General features: G+C 72.1%; 16 protein-coding genes. 8 read left to right on the forward strand and 8 right to left on the reverse strand.

Annotated features, from left to right (window positions below; translation table 11 throughout):
* Window positions 1-3 precede the first annotated feature (3 nt).
* From IF45_RS0119200 to hemL, 4 genes are all read right to left on the reverse strand, one after another.
* Window positions 4-630, reverse strand: coding sequence for a TlpA family protein disulfide reductase (locus IF45_RS0119200; RefSeq protein WP_030308566.1), 627 nt, complete (start codon window positions 628-630; stop codon window positions 4-6).
* A 144-nt stretch (window positions 631-774) separates the two neighbouring features.
* A complete protein-coding gene (locus IF45_RS0119205; RefSeq protein WP_008415768.1) occupies window positions 775-2,103 on the reverse strand; it encodes a polysaccharide deacetylase family protein in 1,329 nt (442 codons plus the stop codon).
* Window positions 2,104-2,605: 502 nt separating this feature from the next.
* On the reverse strand, window positions 2,606-3,250 hold the full coding sequence (locus IF45_RS0119210; RefSeq protein WP_008415765.1) for a histidine phosphatase family protein: 645 nt from the start codon (window positions 3,248-3,250) through the stop codon (window positions 2,606-2,608).
* A 49-nt stretch (window positions 3,251-3,299) separates the two neighbouring features.
* Window positions 3,300-4,616 carry a glutamate-1-semialdehyde 2,1-aminomutase gene (hemL, locus tag IF45_RS0119215; protein WP_008415763.1) on the reverse strand — a complete coding sequence of 439 codons (1,317 nt, stop codon included), beginning with the start codon at window positions 4,614-4,616 and terminating at the stop codon, window positions 3,300-3,302.
* Between the two features lie 136 nt (window positions 4,617-4,752).
* Here hemL and IF45_RS0119220 point away from each other — a divergent pair, with 136 nt between their 5' ends.
* The 3 genes from IF45_RS0119220 to IF45_RS0119230 all read left to right on the forward strand — a co-directional run bounded on the left by IF45_RS0119220 (window position 4,753) and on the right by IF45_RS0119230 (window position 6,994).
* Window positions 4,753-5,382, forward strand: coding sequence for a hypothetical protein (locus tag IF45_RS0119220; RefSeq protein ID WP_078842895.1), 630 nt, complete (start codon window positions 4,753-4,755; stop codon window positions 5,380-5,382).
* A gap of 171 nt (window positions 5,383-5,553) precedes the next feature.
* On the forward strand, window positions 5,554-6,582 hold the full coding sequence (locus tag IF45_RS0119225; protein WP_030308568.1) for a sporulation protein: 1,029 nt from the start codon (window positions 5,554-5,556) through the stop codon (window positions 6,580-6,582).
* Window positions 6,583-6,709: 127 nt separating this feature from the next.
* On the forward strand, window positions 6,710-6,994 hold the full coding sequence (locus IF45_RS0119230; protein ID WP_030308570.1) for a twin-arginine translocase TatA/TatE family subunit: 285 nt from the start codon (window positions 6,710-6,712) through the stop codon (window positions 6,992-6,994).
* 89 nt (window positions 6,995-7,083) lie between these two features.
* Here the strand turns inward: IF45_RS0119230 and IF45_RS0119235 are convergent, their stop codons facing one another.
* Entirely contained in the window at window positions 7,084-7,812 is a 729-nt protein-coding gene (locus IF45_RS0119235; RefSeq protein ID WP_003948815.1) for an FMN reductase, read from the reverse strand.
* Window positions 7,809-8,912 carry an LLM class flavin-dependent oxidoreductase gene (locus IF45_RS0119240; RefSeq protein WP_015507684.1) on the reverse strand — a complete coding sequence of 368 codons (1,104 nt, stop codon included), beginning with the start codon at window positions 8,910-8,912 and terminating at the stop codon, window positions 7,809-7,811. Before IF45_RS0119240 ends, IF45_RS0119235 begins: the two co-directional genes overlap by 4 nt.
* A 352-nt stretch (window positions 8,913-9,264) precedes the next feature.
* On the opposite strand from IF45_RS0119240, the gene IF45_RS0119245 reads away from it, so the two are divergent.
* From IF45_RS0119245 to IF45_RS0119260, 4 genes are all read left to right on the forward strand, one after another.
* Window positions 9,265-9,771: a GNAT family N-acetyltransferase gene (locus IF45_RS0119245; RefSeq protein WP_030308574.1), complete on the forward strand. Its 507-nt coding sequence runs from the start codon at window positions 9,265-9,267 to the stop codon at window positions 9,769-9,771.
* Between the two features lie 79 nt (window positions 9,772-9,850).
* Window positions 9,851-10,282, forward strand: coding sequence for a GNAT family N-acetyltransferase (locus tag IF45_RS0119250; RefSeq protein WP_030308576.1), 432 nt, complete (start codon window positions 9,851-9,853; stop codon window positions 10,280-10,282).
* 110 nt (window positions 10,283-10,392) lie between these two features.
* Window positions 10,393-11,166: an SDR family NAD(P)-dependent oxidoreductase gene (locus IF45_RS0119255; RefSeq protein WP_003948818.1), complete on the forward strand. Its 774-nt coding sequence runs from the start codon at window positions 10,393-10,395 to the stop codon at window positions 11,164-11,166.
* 7 nt (window positions 11,167-11,173) lie between these two features.
* A complete protein-coding gene (locus tag IF45_RS0119260; RefSeq protein WP_003948819.1) occupies window positions 11,174-11,383 on the forward strand; it encodes a hypothetical protein in 210 nt (69 codons plus the stop codon).
* Here IF45_RS0119260 and IF45_RS0119265 read toward each other — a convergent pair.
* Together IF45_RS0119265 and IF45_RS0119270 are read right to left on the reverse strand one after the other, a co-directional pair.
* Window positions 11,367-12,800: a SulP family inorganic anion transporter gene (locus IF45_RS0119265; RefSeq protein ID WP_030308580.1), complete on the reverse strand. Its 1,434-nt coding sequence runs from the start codon at window positions 12,798-12,800 to the stop codon at window positions 11,367-11,369. The genes IF45_RS0119260 and IF45_RS0119265 overlap by 17 nt on opposite strands.
* A gap of 468 nt (window positions 12,801-13,268) precedes the next feature.
* Window positions 13,269-14,462: an RtcB family protein gene (locus IF45_RS0119270; RefSeq protein WP_030308583.1), complete on the reverse strand. Its 1,194-nt coding sequence runs from the start codon at window positions 14,460-14,462 to the stop codon at window positions 13,269-13,271.
* 235 nt (window positions 14,463-14,697) lie between these two features.
* Between IF45_RS0119270 and IF45_RS0119275 the strand changes: the two genes are divergently transcribed.
* Window positions 14,698-15,630, forward strand: coding sequence for a hypothetical protein (locus IF45_RS0119275; RefSeq protein ID WP_030308585.1), 933 nt, complete (start codon window positions 14,698-14,700; stop codon window positions 15,628-15,630).
* Window positions 15,631-15,720: the final 90 nt, after the last annotated feature.

Genomic DNA, 15,720 nt, shown 5'->3' on the forward strand with positions numbered 1-15,720 from the left:
GGGTCACTTCTCCGCGAGGACCGGGTCGATCATCGCCCGCAGCTGCTTCTCGCTCACCGCCTGGAGGGTGCGGGCCGCGATCTTCCCGTCCCGGTCGATGACGACCGTGGAGGGGATGGCCTGCGGCGAGAGGCTGCCGCGCGGGAAGCGCAGGATCTGCTTGCCCTGCGGGTCGTACAGGCTCGGGTACCCGACCTCGTAGTCCTTCTCGAAGGCGAGGGCCGGGCCCTTGTTGGAGTCGCGGGTGTTGATGCCGACGAACTGGACGCCCTGGTCGGCGGTGTCCTTGGCGACCTTGACCAGGTTGGGGGCCTCGGCGCGGCAGGGGGCGCACCAGGAGCCCCAGACGTTGACGACGACGACCTTGCCCTTGTGGTCGGCGAGGTCGAAGGTGGCGCCGTCGAGGGTCTCGCCGCCGATGGCGGGGGCGTCCTTGCGCTCCCCCTTGTCGACCGTGGCGATGCCGTCCTTGCCCGCGACGTAGTTGGCGCCGGAGCCGCTCTGCGTGGTCCCGCCGTTCCCTTCACCGCAGGCCGTCAGCAGCAGGGCGGCGACGGCGGCCGACGCGGTCAGCGAGAGGCGCCGGGTGAGGACACGGCGAGAGCGGGGGGCACGGCTGGCGGCACTCATGTGAAAAGTTTCCCATGCCGGTTCCGGGGATCTTGGGCACCCCCCTCTACGGGGTGGCCGCGAGGAGATCGCGCAGCTGGGGACGGCCGGGCCACGGCGTCGGACGGACCCGGACGGCCCCGCTGCGGAATCGTTCCTTCTACGTCAGGTACCGGGCCCCTTGCGCCCCACGCCACCTGTGTCACCCGTACCGTCGGCGCCGCCGTCCGTGCCGTCCGCACTCCCCGTCCCGTCGGCCTTCAGGTACGCCTTCCAGCCGCCGGGCGGGGTCTCGCCGACGCCCAGGGCGCGGAGCTTGCCGAGCACCTCGGGCTTCTGCACGTCGAGCCAGTCGACGAGTTGCCGGAAGGAGACAAGCCGGACGTCCTTCTCCCCCGCCATCTGCTTCAGCGACTCCTCGACGGCGTCCATGTAGATGCCGCCGTTCCACTCCTCGAAGTGGTTGCCGATGAACAGGGGCGCGCGGTTCGACTCGTACGCCCGGCGGAACCCGGCCAGGTACGCGCCGGTCGCCTGCTCGCGCCAGGCCGGGTAGTTGCCGGGCGGGCCCTTGGTGGAGTTCTGGGACTGGTTGTACATGAAGTTGTAGTCCATCGAGAGCGTCTCGAAGGAGCGCCCCGGGAAGGGCACGGCCTGCAGGGGCAGGTCCCACAGCCCCTCGCGCTTGACCGGCCAGGTCTGCCGGCCGCCGGGCGAGGAGGCGTCGTACCGCCAGCCCAGTTCGCGGGCCTTCGGCAGCAGGTTGTTCTGGCCGAGCAGGCAGGGCGTGCGGCCGCCGACCAGTTCCTTGTCGTAGTCGAACGGCAGCGGGTCCTCGTCCTCCCACCCGGTGTGGGTGCGCCACTGCTGGACGTACGCCTTGGCCTGCTCGATCTCCGCGCCCCACTGGGCCGGGGTCCAGTTGGCCACCGAACCGGAGCCGCCGCAGAAGTGGCCGTTGAAGTGGGTGCCGATCTCGTGGCCGTCGAGCCAGGCGCGCCGGACCCCCGCGAGGGTGTCCTTGATGTGCGCGTCGGTCAGGTACCCGATGTCGGAGGCGCCGACCGGGTTGTTCGGCGGGCTGTACAGCCGCTTCTTCGACTCCGGGAGGAGGTAGAGCCCCGAGAGGAAGAAGGTCATGTGGGCGTCGTGCTGCTCGGCCAGGTCCAGGAACCGGGTGAAGAGGCCGTTCCCCACCTCCCCCGCCCCGTCCCAGGAGAAGACCACGAACTGCGGCGGCTTCTCCCCGGGCTCCAGCGGCTTCGGCGCCTCGGGCTGGTGCGGCTGCTTCCCGGTGTACGAGGTCGAGCCGTCACCGATCAGTTCCGCCTCGGGCTTGTCGGGCTTTCCTCCGCCCTGCTCACCGTCGCCCGGATCTTCCCCCGATCCCGGGCCACCGCTGCCGGCGTTCCCCACCCCGCAGGCGGCCAGCAGGGGAGCGGCGGTCGCTCCCGCACCCAGCGCCAGCAGGTCCCGACGGGTGATTTGTCGCATGATATCCCCTTTCCGCGCTGCCCCCATACAACGCCGACAAGGGGTTAGAGGCCGAGACCCACACACAGGTTCCCCACTCGACCACCCGTCTGCCAGACCTTCACGCCTCACCCCAGGGGGTCACAAACGGTGACGCCTCAGACGCCGGCGGGGCTCTGGCCTCAGACGCCGGCCGGGCTATTCGGCCTCAGGTGCCGGCCGGGCTGGGTGGGGTGGCCTCAAACGCCGGCCGGGCTGTCAATCAGCCCGGCCGGCGTTTGAGGCCAAGTAGCCCGGCCGGCGCTTGAGGCCACCAAGCCGGGCCGGCGTCTGAGGCCACTCAGCCGGGCCGGCGTTTGAGGCCATCGGTGACCGGTGCCGACGCCTCGCGGCACCGATCCGGGGCCCGAGTCCGGCACCATCCCAGCCCGGCCGGCGCTTGAGGCCACCGAGCCCGGCCGGCGCTTGAGGCCACAAAAAAGGGGCCAGGCCCACCGGGCCTGACCCCCACAGAGAGAAACCCTCAGCGGCGCGGAAGCAGATGTTCGGGTACGAGGTCCCGGGCCGGCTCGGAGTAGCCGACGGAGACGATCCGGTCACCGCGGTAGGTGAACGAGGTCAGGGAGGCGAGCGAGCACTGCCGCCGCCGCGGATCGTGCCAGAGCCGCCGCCGCTCGACATAGCTCCGCACGGTCCAGATCGGCAGCTGATGACTGACGAGCACAGCCTCGTGCCCCCGGGCCGCGGCGGCAGCCGCGTCGAGCGCCTTGGTCATCCGCACGACCTGGTCGATGTACGGCTCCCCCCACGAGGGCCGGAACGGATTGGTCAGATGCCGCCAGTTGGCAGGCTTCCGCAGCGCCCCGTCCCCGACCCCGAACGTCTTCCCCTGGAAGACGTTCCCGGCCTCGATGAGCCGCGCGTCCGACCCCAGCTCCACCCCGTGCGCCTGTGCGACGGGCGTCGCGGTCTCCTGCGCCCGCTCCAGCGGGGAGGCGACGACATGGGTGATGTCCCGCCCCGCGAGATGCTCCGCCACCCGGTCGGCCATCTTCCGGCCCAGCTCGGAGAGGTGGTACCCGGGCAGCCGCCCGTACAGGATCCCCGAAGGGTTCTCCACCTCGCCGTGCCGCATCAGATGGACGACGGTGATCTCGTCGGCGCTCATCGCGTTCCCTTCCGCTTCGCTGCTCGTTGGCTGGTTCTCCGGCCCTGGCTCATGCCGTGGCCTCGGCCGCCGCGCGGGCCGCGGCCGGCAGGGCGGCGGCGATCCGCTCGACGGCGCGGTCGTCGTGCGCCGTCGAGACGAACCAGGACTCGAAGGAGGACGGGGGCAGGTAGACCCCCTGGGCCAGCATCGAGTGGAAGAACGCGGTGAAGCGGAAGCTTTCCTGCCGCTTCGCGTCGTCGTAGTCGCGGACCTCGTCGGCGGTGAAGAACACCGAGAACATATTGGAGGCGTTCTGCACCCGGTGCGCAACGCCCTCCTTGGCCAGCGCCGCCGAGACCAGCCCGCGCAGCTCGGCGGAGACCGCGTCGATCGTGTCGTACGCGCCCTGGTCGAGCAGGCGGAACTGGGCGAGCCCGGCAGCGGTGGCGACCGGGTTCCCGGAGAGGGTGCCGGCCTGGTAGACGGGCCCGGCGGGGGCGAGCGAGGCCATCACGTCGGCGCGGCCGCCGAAGGCCGCCGCCGGGAAGCCGCCGCCCATGACCTTGCCGAAGGTCATCAGGTCGGGCCGGACGCCCTCGACGCCGTACCAGCCGGCCCGCGAGGTACGGAAACCGGTCATGACCTCGTCGGAGACGAAGAGCGCGCCGTTCTCGCGGCAGAGCCGGGCGAGTCCGGCGTTGAACCCCTCGCCGGGCGGGACGACGCCCATGTTGCCCGGGGCGGCCTCGGTGATGACGCACGCGATCTCGCCGGGGTGGGCGGCGAAGGCGGCGGCGACGGCGTCGAGGTCGTTGTAGGGCAGCACGATGGTGTCGCCGGCCTGGGCGCCGGTGACGCCGGGAGTGTCCGGGAGCGCGAAGGTGGCGAGCCCGGAGCCGGCCGCGGCGAGCAGCGCGTCGACGTGGCCGTGGTAGCACCCGGCGAACTTGATCACCTTGGCGCGGCCGGTGAAGCCCCGGGCGAGCCGGATCGCGGACATGGTCGCCTCGGTCCCGGAGGAGACCAGGCGGACCTGCTCGACCGGCTCGATCCGGGCGACGATCTCCTCGGCGAGCGCCACCTCGCCCTCACCGGGCGTCCCGAAGGAGGTGCCGCGGGCCACGGCCTCCTGGACGGCGGCGACGACCTCGGGGTGGGCATGGCCGAGGATCATCGGCCCCCACGAGCAGACGAGGTCGACGTACTCCCGGCCGTCGGCGTCGGTGAGGTACGGACCCGTGCCGGACACCATGAACCGGGGCGTACCGCCCACCGCGCCGAAAGCGCGTACGGGAGAGTTCACGCCGCCGGGTGTCACGGAGGCCGCACGGTCGAAGAGCGTCTGCGAAACTGGGGCTTCGTACTGATAGGTCACACAAGCCATGGTGTCAGAGCCTTCGAAGTTCCTGCGGACCGGTGTTCGGCGGACGTTTCGCTCCACGTCGGCGGGGGAGGCCAATGACACGATGATCGGGTTGCGCGGCGGGCTGTGCGGCGCGGAAAAGCACTCGGGTGGAGATATGCATCGCGGTGGCGGACTGGGCGAGGGGACCGGTGACCTCGGACCCCGGCGTGCCCGGAGGGGAAAGCACCGGCGCGACGCCGCATCTCGGGCTCAGGACCAGGCACCGGCACGCGGTGGCGTGGAGCCGGCGCGCGAGGGGACCGACCGGGGGGAGACCGGGCAGAGCGAGATCAGGAGTGGGGGCCGGGTGGGGGTGACCTACAAGTACTTCGGCGCGCCGAACGGCGCCACGGCGGCCCGGGTGCCGCTCTCGATGCGTCCCGAGGAACTGGGCGGCGACGAGCTGGGCATGGGCGGCATGTTCACCCGCATCAAGCCCGAGACGGTCTCGGCCATGGTCCTGACCGGCATCGAGGGCATACCGCTGCACCGCGTCCCGCCCCTCGAACTGGTCGTCCTCCACCCGGACTACGCGGTCGTCAAGCTCCCGATGACCGTGGTGGACCCCCTGCGGGGCATCGGCGAGGAATCGGTCGGCGCGGCGGCCTTCATCTGGTCCACCGTCCCCGACCGCGGCGGCCCGAGCGACGCCTTCAACGTCTACCAACTCCTCCACGAATGGCAGGACTTCTCCCACCGGCTCCATGAGGCGGGGCATCAGCCCTACTGCCTGGTGTGGCCCTAGCCACGAGCCACCACCCCCTGGCCACGAGGGGCGTTTTCCAGCCGTATTCGGCTTCTCCGACCGGATGATGATGCATCGTCAGCGGTCTGGGCAGTTCTATGCTTCGACGGGACTGTAGAAGCAGTTTCCGCAGGCAGGACTGTACGCAGATCGTGAAGGAGAACGCCCGACATGGTGTTCAAACGGCTCCTCGGCTCGCTCGGTGTGGGCGGGCCCACCGTCGACACCGTCCTCGACGCCGCGCCCGGTTCCGGCAGCGCGGCCGTGCCCGGTGGCGCGCTGACCGGGCGGGTCCATCTCAAGGGCGGCGGCTCGGACTTCGACATCTCCGAGATCACCCTGGAGCTGATCGCCCGGGTCGAGGCCGAGACCGAGGAGGGCGAGCAGCACGGGACGGTCGCCTTCGAGCGGTACGTGGTCGGCGGCGGCTTCCGGCTGGCGGCCGAGACGGAACAGGTGGTGCCGTTCTCGGTGGTGCTGCCGTGGGAGACCCCGGTGAGCGAGCTGTACGGGCAGCCGCTCGGCATCGTGCTCGGGGTGCGGACCGAGCTGGCGGTGGCCGGCGCCAAGGACAAGGGCGACCTGGACCCGCTGGCGGTCGGCCCGCTCCCCGCCCAGGAGGCGATCCTGGAGGCGCTGGGCCAGCTGGGCTTCGGCTTCCGCTCGGCCGACCTGGAGTACGGCCGGATCGGCGGCACCGGCCAGCAGCTCCCCTTCTACCAGGAGATCGAGCTGTCCCCCGCGCCCCAGTACGCCCACGCGGTCAACGAGATCGAGGTGACCTTCCTCGCCCACCCCGGCGGCCTGGAGGTCGTCCTGGAGGCCGACAAGCGTGCCGGGATGTTCACCCCGGGCCACGACGCCCTGACCCGCTTCACCGTCTCCCACGAGGACGTGGCCTCGCGCGACTGGGCCGCCGAGGTCGACGGCTGGGTCCGCCAGCTGGTGGAGCACCGGGCGGCCTACGGCACGCACGCCTCGTACGGTCACCACGACCCGTACGCGGGCGGGCACCACGGGCATCACGACGGGCACCACGACGGCCACCGGTCCGGGCCCGGGATGGGGACGGCGATCGCCGCCGGTGCGGCGGGGCTGGCGGTCGGGGTCGCGGGCGGCCTGGTCGCGGCCGAGGTCGTCGACGAGGTCGGGGACTTCTTCGAGGGCGACGACGAGGACGACGGCGGCGACGAGGGCTGACCGCCGGGCGGGCCCGGTGGCCGGTCCTGGCAAGGGGCCCTGTCGCACGGGCGCCCGCCCTTTTACAGTGCTGTAGTACCGGTCGCCCCGAGCGGGTGCGGCTGCCCGAGGAACAGACAGGACACCCATGCTCGGCATCAGCGAACTCGCCGTCATCCTGCTCGTGATCGTCGCCGTTCTCGCCGTGAAGCGGCTGCCGGACCTGGCCCGTTCCTCGGGCAAGGCGGCACGCATCCTCAAGAGCGAGGCCAAAGCCATGAAGGAGGAGTCCCGCCAGGGCGTGGACGGCCAGGACCGTCCCGGCCAGGCGGTGTACTACGCCACCGAGCCGCTCCCCGAGCAGCAGCCCCGCCCGGCGGACGGGCAGCAGGGCCGGCCGGACCCACAGAACCCGGGCTCCCGCCCGGTCTGACGTGACCTGACCCCGCACACGGCGGTGCCCCGGACCTCGGGGCACCGCCGTGTCGCGTCGCCGTCACCGGCGTTCGGGCCTCACCCCGGTCACTCCTGGACGCGCAGGGCGGCCAGTTGCTCGGCGAAGGGGACGACCTCCTCCAGCGGGTCGGCGGCGGGGGCCGCGCGGCGTCCGCCGGTCCCGGCGAGCAGCGCGGCCAGTTCGGCGGCGGCCCGGTCGATGCGGCGGTTGAGCCCGTCGGTGTTGCCCCAGTCCTCGGAGGCCGCGTAGACGGCGGTGGGGACGACCACGGCCCGCAGGTAGGCGAAGAGCGGGCGCAGGGCGTGTTCGAGGGCGAGGGAGTGGCGGGCGGTGCCGCCGGTGGCGGCGATCAGCACCGGCTTGCCGGTCAGCGCCTCCTGGTCGAGCACGTCGAAGAACGACTTGAACAGACCGCTGTAGGAGGCGGTGAAGATCGGCGTGACGGCGATGACCGCGTCGGCGCCGGTGACCTGGTCGAGGGCGGCGGTGAGCTTCGGGCCGGGGAAGCCGGCGGTGAAGTTCTGCGCGATGTCGTTCGCCAGGTCGCGGAGTTCGACCGTGTCGACCCGGACCGGGACCTCGGCGGCCCCGAGGTCGCGGGCGACGGCCTCGCCGAGGCGGTCGGCGAGCAGCCGGGTCGAGGAGGGCACGCTCAGCCCGGCCGAGACCACCACGACCCGCAGGGGGCCGGAGGGGGAGACGGGCTCGTCGGCGCTGAAGCGCGGGTCGTCGGCCAGGTCGTCGGGGGCCTCGGCGGCGGGGCGCTCGCCGGACTGGAGGGGGAACTCGGTCACTTCGTCACCGCCTCGGAATCGGCGCTCTCCCGGGCGCGGGCGCGCAGGGAGGCGTGGGTGGGGGCGTCGGGGACACCGGCCGGGCGGTCCTTGGCGAACTCCTCGCGCAGGACCGGGACGACCTCCTCGCCGAGGATGTCGAGCTGCTCCAGGACCGTCTTGAGCGGGAGCCCGGCGTGGTCCATCAGGAAGAGCTGGCGCTGGTAGTCGCCGACGTCCTTACGGAAGCTGAGGGTCCGCTCGATCACCTGCTGGGGCGAGCCGACGGTCAGCGGGGTCTGGCTGGTGAACTCCTCCAGGCTCGGCCCGTGTCCGTAGACCGGCGCGTTGTCGAAGTACGGGCGGAACTCGCGGACCGCCTCCTGGGAGTTCTTCCGCATGAAGACCTGGCCGCCGAGGCCGACGATGGCCTGTTCGGGGGTCCCGTGGCCGTAGTGCGCGTACCGGTTGCGGTAGAGGCGGACCATGCGCTTGGTGTGCTCCATGGGCCAGAAGATGTTGTTGTGGAAGAAGCCGTCGCCGTAGTACGCAGCCTGTTCGGCGATCTCCGGGGAGCGGATCGAGCCGTGCCAGACGAACGGGGGGACGCCGTCGAGCGGGCGCGGGGTGGCGGTGAAGGACTGGAGCGGCGTGCGGAACTTGCCCTCCCAGTCGACCACGTCCTCGCGCCACAGCTTGTGCAGCAGGGCGTAGTTCTCGATGGCCAGCGGGATGCCCTCGCGGATGTCCTTGCCGAACCAGGGGTAGACCGGGCCGGTGTTGCCGCGGCCGAGCATCAGGTCCACCCGGCCGTCCGCGACGTGCTGGAGCATCGCGAAGTCCTCGGCGATCTTCACCGGGTCGTTGGTGGTGATGAGGGTGGTCGCGGTGGAGAGGATGAGGTTCTCGGTGCGGGCGGCGACCCAGCCGAGCATGGTGGTGGGCGAGGAGGGGACGAACGGCGGGTTGTGGTGCTCGCCGGTGGCGAAGACGTCGAGGCCGACCTCTTCCGCCTTCTCCGCGATCCGCAGGATCGCCTTGATCCGCTCGGCCTCCGTCGGGGTCCGGCCGGTGGTGGGGTCCGGCGTGACGTCGCCGACGCTGAAGATCCCGAACTGCATGGCTGGCTCACCTTCCGCAGGTTGTTGATTGTTCAACTATACCCACCCAACGGAACTCGGGGGTGAGCTATTCCCGGGCCGAAGGGGCTGCGCGAACGCGTACGAAGGGCGCCCAAAAACCCCATTCCCACCCAAAGTGACCTCGTACCAGTGTGCCAGGGTCACCCCTTCCTCACCTGGGGGCAGGGGCGCTCCGCTCCCGGCCACGGGAGGCGCTGTCAGTGGCGGCCGGTACGTTCGGCGGAGCGCGACGGCCGCGCGGGCGGACGGCGGGACCGGGGGCGGCATGGAGCAAGCGGTTGCGGGTGGCGGTACGGGGAGCGGGGGCTCCGGGCGGTGGGAGGTCGGGCTCGTGCCCTGGTCCGAGGAGGACTTTCCCCTGCTGGTCGCGGGGAACTCCGAGGAGATGACGGCGCACCTCGGCGAACCGGAGAGTGCGGAGGCACTCGCCGCACGTCACCGCCGGTACCTGGCGCTCGACGAGGGAGGCGACGCGGGCGGCCGCATGTTCCGGATCACCGCCGCGCCCCCGGGGACCGCGCACCGGCCCGCCGGGGCCATCGGCTTCTGGCTCAGCGAGTGGCAGGGGCGGCAGGTCTGGGAGTCCGGATGGCACGTCCTTCCCGCCCTCCACGGCCACGGCATAGCCACCTCGGCCGCCCGGCTGGTCGCCGCCCGCGCCCAGGCCGCAGGCGGCCCCCGCACCCTGCACGCCTTCCCCTCCCCCACCCACGCGGCCTCCAACGGGGTCTGCCGCAAAGCCGGGTTCACCCTGGCCGGGGAGGCGAGGGTGGAGTACCCCAAGGGGACGTGGGTCGCGTGCAACGACTGGCGGATCGACCTGGACACCGACGGCTAGACCCCGCTTCGGCCGGGAGCCGGGCCGCAGGCCGGAACCACCGCTCAGGCAGGCCGGGCGCAGCGCCTACCGTGCTGCCATGAACATCATCGACCTGGCCCCCGGCGACCCCCGCCTCACCGCCGACGCCCTCCCCGTCCTCACCGAACTCCGCCCCCACCTCACCCCCCGCCTCCTGGAGGACGTCTACGCCACCGGCCACCCGCAGGGCCTCCGCTTCACCGCCCTCTACGACGTGGAGGGCCGCTGCGTGGCGGTCGCGGGGTGGCGGGTGATCGCCAACACCAGCGCCATCCGCAAGCTCTACGTCGACGACCTGGTCACCGCCGAGGCGGCCCGCTCCACCGGCGCCGGCCGGGAACTCGTCGCGTACCTGGAGGACCGGGCCCGTGAGCTGGACTGCCGCGTGCTCGACCTCGACTCGGGCACCCAGCGCACCGACGCCCACCGCTTCTACCTGCGCGAGCGGTTCTCGATTCGCGCCTTCCACTTCGGCAAGCTGCTGCGCTGAGGCCGCCTCGGGCGCGGACCCGGCGGGCGCGGTGCCTATGCTGGCGGATGGTTCCGGGGGTCGTCCGGCCCCGGGAGTCGTCCCGCCGACCTTCTCTGAGGAGCACCGTCATGAGCGCCGCGCCCACCCCCGGCAACCGGATCGCCGTCGTCACCGGTGCGAGCAGCGGCATCGGCGCCGCCGGCGCGCGCAAGCTGGCCGAGGCCGGATACCGGGTGGTGCTCACCGCCCGCCGCAAGGACCGCATCGAGGCGCTCGCGGCCGAGCTGACCGAGGCGGGGCACAGCGTCACCGCGTACCCGCTGGACGTGACCGACCGGGCCGCCGTCGACGAGTTCGCCACCGCCTTCCAGAAGATCGCGGTGCTGGTGAACAACGCGGGCGGCGCGCTCGGCGCCGACCCGGTCGCCTCCAGCTCCCCGGACGACTGGCGCCAGATGTACGAGACCAACGTCATCGGCACCCTCAACATCACCCAGGCCCTGCTGCCCGCCCTCACCGCGAGCGGCGACGGCACCGTGGTGGTCATCTCCTCCACGGCCGGGCTCGCCACCTACGAGGGCGGCGCCGGGTACGTCGCGGCCAAGCACGGCGAGCACGTCCTCGCCGAGACGCTGCGGCTGGAGATCGTCGGCACGCCGGTGCGGGTCATCGAGATCGCCCCGGGCATGGTGAAGACCGACGAGTTCGCCCTGACCCGCTTCCGGGGCGACACCGAGAAGGCCGCCAAGGTCTACGCGGGCGTCGCCGAGCCGCTGACCGCCGAGGACGTCGCCGACACCGTCGCCTGGGCGGTGACCCGCCCCAGCCACGTCAACGTCGACCTGCTGGTGCTCCGGCCCCGCGCGCAGGCGTCCAACACCAAGGTCCACCGGGAGCTGTGATCCGCCCATGACCGCCTCCGCCCCCGGCCCGGAAGCACCCGGGCCCGACCCGGCCCCCGGGCCGCCCGAACGTCCCGTCGCCACCCCGCAGGAGCGCCGCCGGCTGGCGGAGGAGACCCGCACCGAGAAGTACGTCTGGTGGTCGCTGGGCTACTTCTTCTTCGGCATCCACATCGTCGCCTTCGTGATGATCTACGCCGTCACGCACGCTCGCTGAGCCGCGCGTGCAGCTCGGCGCCCGCGCCGGTCAGCCCGGTCACCTCGGCGTCCTTGCCGCGCTGGGCGTACTTGGCCGCGATCGCGTCCAGCACGGCGACCGCCGAGGCGTCCCAGAGACGGGCCGCGCCGAGGTCCACCACGACCTTCTCCGGGTCCCCGGCGTAGTCGAAGCGGTCGGCGAGGCCGTTGGCGGAGGCGAAGAAGAGGTCGCCGGTGACCGCGTACCGCACGGTGGAGCCGTCCGGGGACCGGGTGACGGCCAGCTCGGCGCGGCCCGCGACCCGGCGGGCGAAGACCCCGAGCGCGGCCAGGCAGCCGACGATCACGCCGACGGCCAGGTTGTGGGTGGCGACGACGAAGACGACGGTGACCGCCATGACCGCGCTCTCGCCCACCGGCAGCCGGCGCAGGGTCGCCGGGGCGATCGAGCGCCAGTCGAAGGTGGTGAAGGAGACCATCACCATCACCGCGACCAGCGCCGCCATCGGGATCGCCGAGACGGCCGGGCCGAGGGTGAGGCAGAGCAGCAGCAGGAAGACCCCGGCGAGGAAGGTGGAGAGGCGGGTGCGGGCCCCGGCCGTCTTCACGTTGACCATGGTCTGGCCGATCATGGCGCAGCCGCCGAGGCCGCCGAAGAAGCCGGTGACGACGTTGGCGATGCCCTGCCCGACCGACTCGCGCCGCTTGTCGGAGGGGCTGTCGGTGAGATCGTCGACGAGCTGCGCGGTCAGCAGCGACTCCATCAGCCCCACCAGCGCCAGCGCGAGGGCGTACGGGGCGATCAGCGTCAGGGTGTCGAGGGTGAAGGGGACGTCCGGCAGGCCCGGGGTCGGCAGTGAGGTGGGCAGGGCGCCCCGGTCGCCGACGGTCGGCACGGCGAGGCCGGCGCCGACGGTGATCAGGGTGAGCACCACGATGGAGACGAGCGGCGCCGGCACCACGGTGGTCACCCTGGGGAAGACGACCATCAGCGCGATCCCGCCCACGATCAGCGGATAGACCGCCCAGGGCACGTGCTCCATCTCCGGGACCTGGGCCAGGAAGATCAGCACGGCGAGCGCGTTGACGAACCCGACCATGACCGCACGCGGCACGAACCGCATCAGCCGGGCCACGCCCAGCACCCCCAGCACGATCTGGATCACCCCGCCGAGGATCACGGCGGCGATCAGGTACCCGAGCCCGTGCTCCCGGTTGAGCGGCGCGATCACCAGCGCGACGGCCCCGGCGGCGGCCGAGATCATCGCGGGCCGCCCGCCGACCACGGAGATCACCACGGCCGTGGTGAACGAGGCGAACAGCCCCACGGCCGGCTCGACCCCCGCGATCACCGAGAAACTGATGACCTCCGGAATCAGCGCCAGCGCCACCACCAGCCCCGCCAGCACCTCGGTCCACAACCGCCGCGGCGACATCCGGAACCGCCCCAGCAGCCCCCCGCCACCGGGCGGCGCCACGGGCACAGGGGCAACACGGGCAGGGGACAGCAGCGAAGCAGAGGAAAGAGCCAAGGGAACCGCGAGACCTGTCGTACTAAGGCGCACCACACAACCGGCACGCGACTACGGACCAGCACCCCGCACACACACGACCGGGCACCTCCCCGAGAGTACCGAGCAAACGCCACCACTCATCCCGACGACCAGAATCAGCCCTTCAGGCAATGGACAGCCCAGCTGGCAATGGACAGCCCGGCAGGCAATGGACAGCCCGGCCGGCAATCGACAGCCCGGCCGGCGCTTGAGGCCATCTTGTACGCACGCGGACGCTCCGGACCCCAGCCAAATTCAGCCCGGCCGGCGCTTGAGGCCATCTCTGACCGCAAGGCCGGCCGGGCGCAGCCGGAACGACCAGCCCAGCCCAGTCCGGCCCAGCCGCAGGCGTCACCCCTTGACGCAGACGACCTGCTTGAGCTGAGCCACCACCTCGACCAGATCCCGCTGCTGGTCGATGACCTGCTCGATGGGCTTGTAGGCCCCCGGAATCTCATCCACGACCCCGGAGTCCTTCCGGCACTCCACACCCCGCGTCTGCTCGGCCAGATCCCGCAGGGAGAACCTCCGCTTGGCCGCGTTCCGGCTCATCCGCCGCCCGGCCCCGTGCGAGGCGGAGTTGAAGGAGGCCTCGTTCCCGAGCCCCTTCACGATGTACGACCCGGTCCCCATCGACCCGGGGATGATCCCGTAGTCCCCGCTGCCGGCCCGGATCGCTCCCTTCCGCGTGACGAGCAGGTCCATCCCGTCGTACCGCTCCTCACTCACGTAGTTGTGGTGGCAGGAGATCTCCGGCTCGAAGGCGACTCGCGCCTTCTTGAACTCGCGGGAGACGACCTGCTTGAGCAGGTCCATCATCAGCGTCCGGTTGTACCTGGCGTACTCCTGCGCCCAGAACAGGTCGTTGCGGTACGCCGCCATCTGCGGGGTGTCCGCGACGAAGACGGCGAGGTCGCGGTCGACCAGGCCCTGGTTGTGCGGCAGGTCGCGGGCGACGCCGATGTGGTGGTCGGCGAGTTCCTTGCCGATGTTGCGCGAGCCGGAGTGCAGCATCAGCCAGACGTCGCCGTCGGTGTCGACGCAGACCTCGACGAAGTGGTTGCCGGAGCCGAGCGTGCCCATCTGGTGCGCGGCCCGCTCGCGCCGGAAGTGGACGGAGTCGGCGACGGTGTCGAAGCGGTCCCAGAAGGCGTCCCAGCGGTTGGTGCCGAAGCCGTGGGTACGGGTCGGGTCGACGGGCCGCTCGTGCATCCCGCGCCCGACCGGGATGGCCTCCTCGATCCTGGAGCGCAGCCGGGAGAGGTCCCCGGGCAGGTCGCCCGCGGTGAGCGAGGTGCGCACCGCCGACATGCCGCAGCCGATGTCGACGCCGACGGCGGCCGGGCAGACCGCGTCGCGCATGGCGATCACCGAGCCGACGGTGGCGCCCTTGCCGTAGTGCACGTCGGGCATGACGGCGAGGCCCTTGATCCACGGCAGGGTGGCGACGTTCTGGAGCTGGCGCATCGCCGCCTCCTCGACCCCCGCCGGGTCGGCCCATATGCGGATGGGTACCCGCGCGCCCGGAATCTCCTGGTAAGCCATGGTTGTCTCGTTCCCCCGGTACGTCGGCCGCACGCTGCTCAGGGAGGGCGGGGCCGCTGGACGTCACGCGCGAATACCTGGCCAAATAACGGGAGCAACACCCGCATACAGGGCGGGCGACCGGCGACCCCGGCGGCGCGTGCGATACACATTGTGTCCATCGGCCGCCGCAGCACGGCAACCGGATTTCCGGCGCGGCGCCGGGTGACGAAGCCGTACGAGAGGAGCCCCGACCGTGGCGCGTAAGGCGTATCCCCGCAGGGCACGGGTGACCGGCACACTGATGCTGCTGGTCGCCCTCGGCGCGGCGGGCTGCACCGGCGACCCGGCGGCCGAGGACTCCCCCGACGCCAAGCCGGCCGGCGGCCAGGCGACCACCGCCCAGGCCGAGCCCGGCAAGTACCAGACGCTGCCGCAGCCCTGCCGCGCGGTGGAGACCGGCACGCTCGACGCGATGCTGCCGGGACTGGCCGAACTGGACCAGGAGCAGCGGCAGAAGGCGTACGAGGGGACCTCCTCGGTCACCTACGACTCGGACCGGCGCACCGGCTGCCGCTGGAAGGTGGACTCGGCGGACGCCGGGCACCTGCTGCGGATCGACTTCGAGCGGGTCGTCTCGTACTCGGCCTCGGTCAGCGACGACGCCCGCGCGCAGGCCGTCTACGGGGACCGGATGAAGGAGGCGGACCTGCCGCTGCCCTCCGACCCCCGTGAGGAGCAGCCGGAGCGCCGCGCCGACGACTCCGCCAAGGCCGACCGCGACGAGGCCCGCGCCACCGCCCCCGCCGACGACGAGGCGGGCCAGGGCGCCTCCCCCGAGACCTCGGAGAAGCCGGGCAAGGGCGAGGAGGAGAAGGGGAAGGGGACCGGGAAGAGCGAGGAGCCCGCCGACGAGACGGTGGACTCGTCCGCCCCGGCCGAGGGCCTGGAGCCCCGCCTCCTCCAGGAACTGGCCGACGACGCCTTCATCGACGACCAGCTCACCACCTCCTCCTCCGGCTCCGGCCAGCGCACCGTGACTGTGGTGTTCCGCACGTCCAACGTGATCGTCACCGTGGAGTACGAGGCCCAGCCGAAGCAGGTCGCCGAGGTCCCCGACAGTGCGTCCATGCAGGAAAAGGCGCGTGAGTTGGCCGTCCTGCTGGCCGAGCGGCTGAGCGACGTGTGACCCCGCGCGCCCCGGCGCGCACCTCCGGAGCGGGTGGGGCGCCCCGCCGCTTCGGCGTACGGTGACCCCTCGGACCATCCGATCCGTCCG

Source organism: Streptomyces albidoflavus (genome assembly GCF_000719955.1).
Classification (GTDB): Bacteria; Actinomycetota; Actinomycetes; order Streptomycetales; family Streptomycetaceae; genus Streptomyces; species Streptomyces albidoflavus.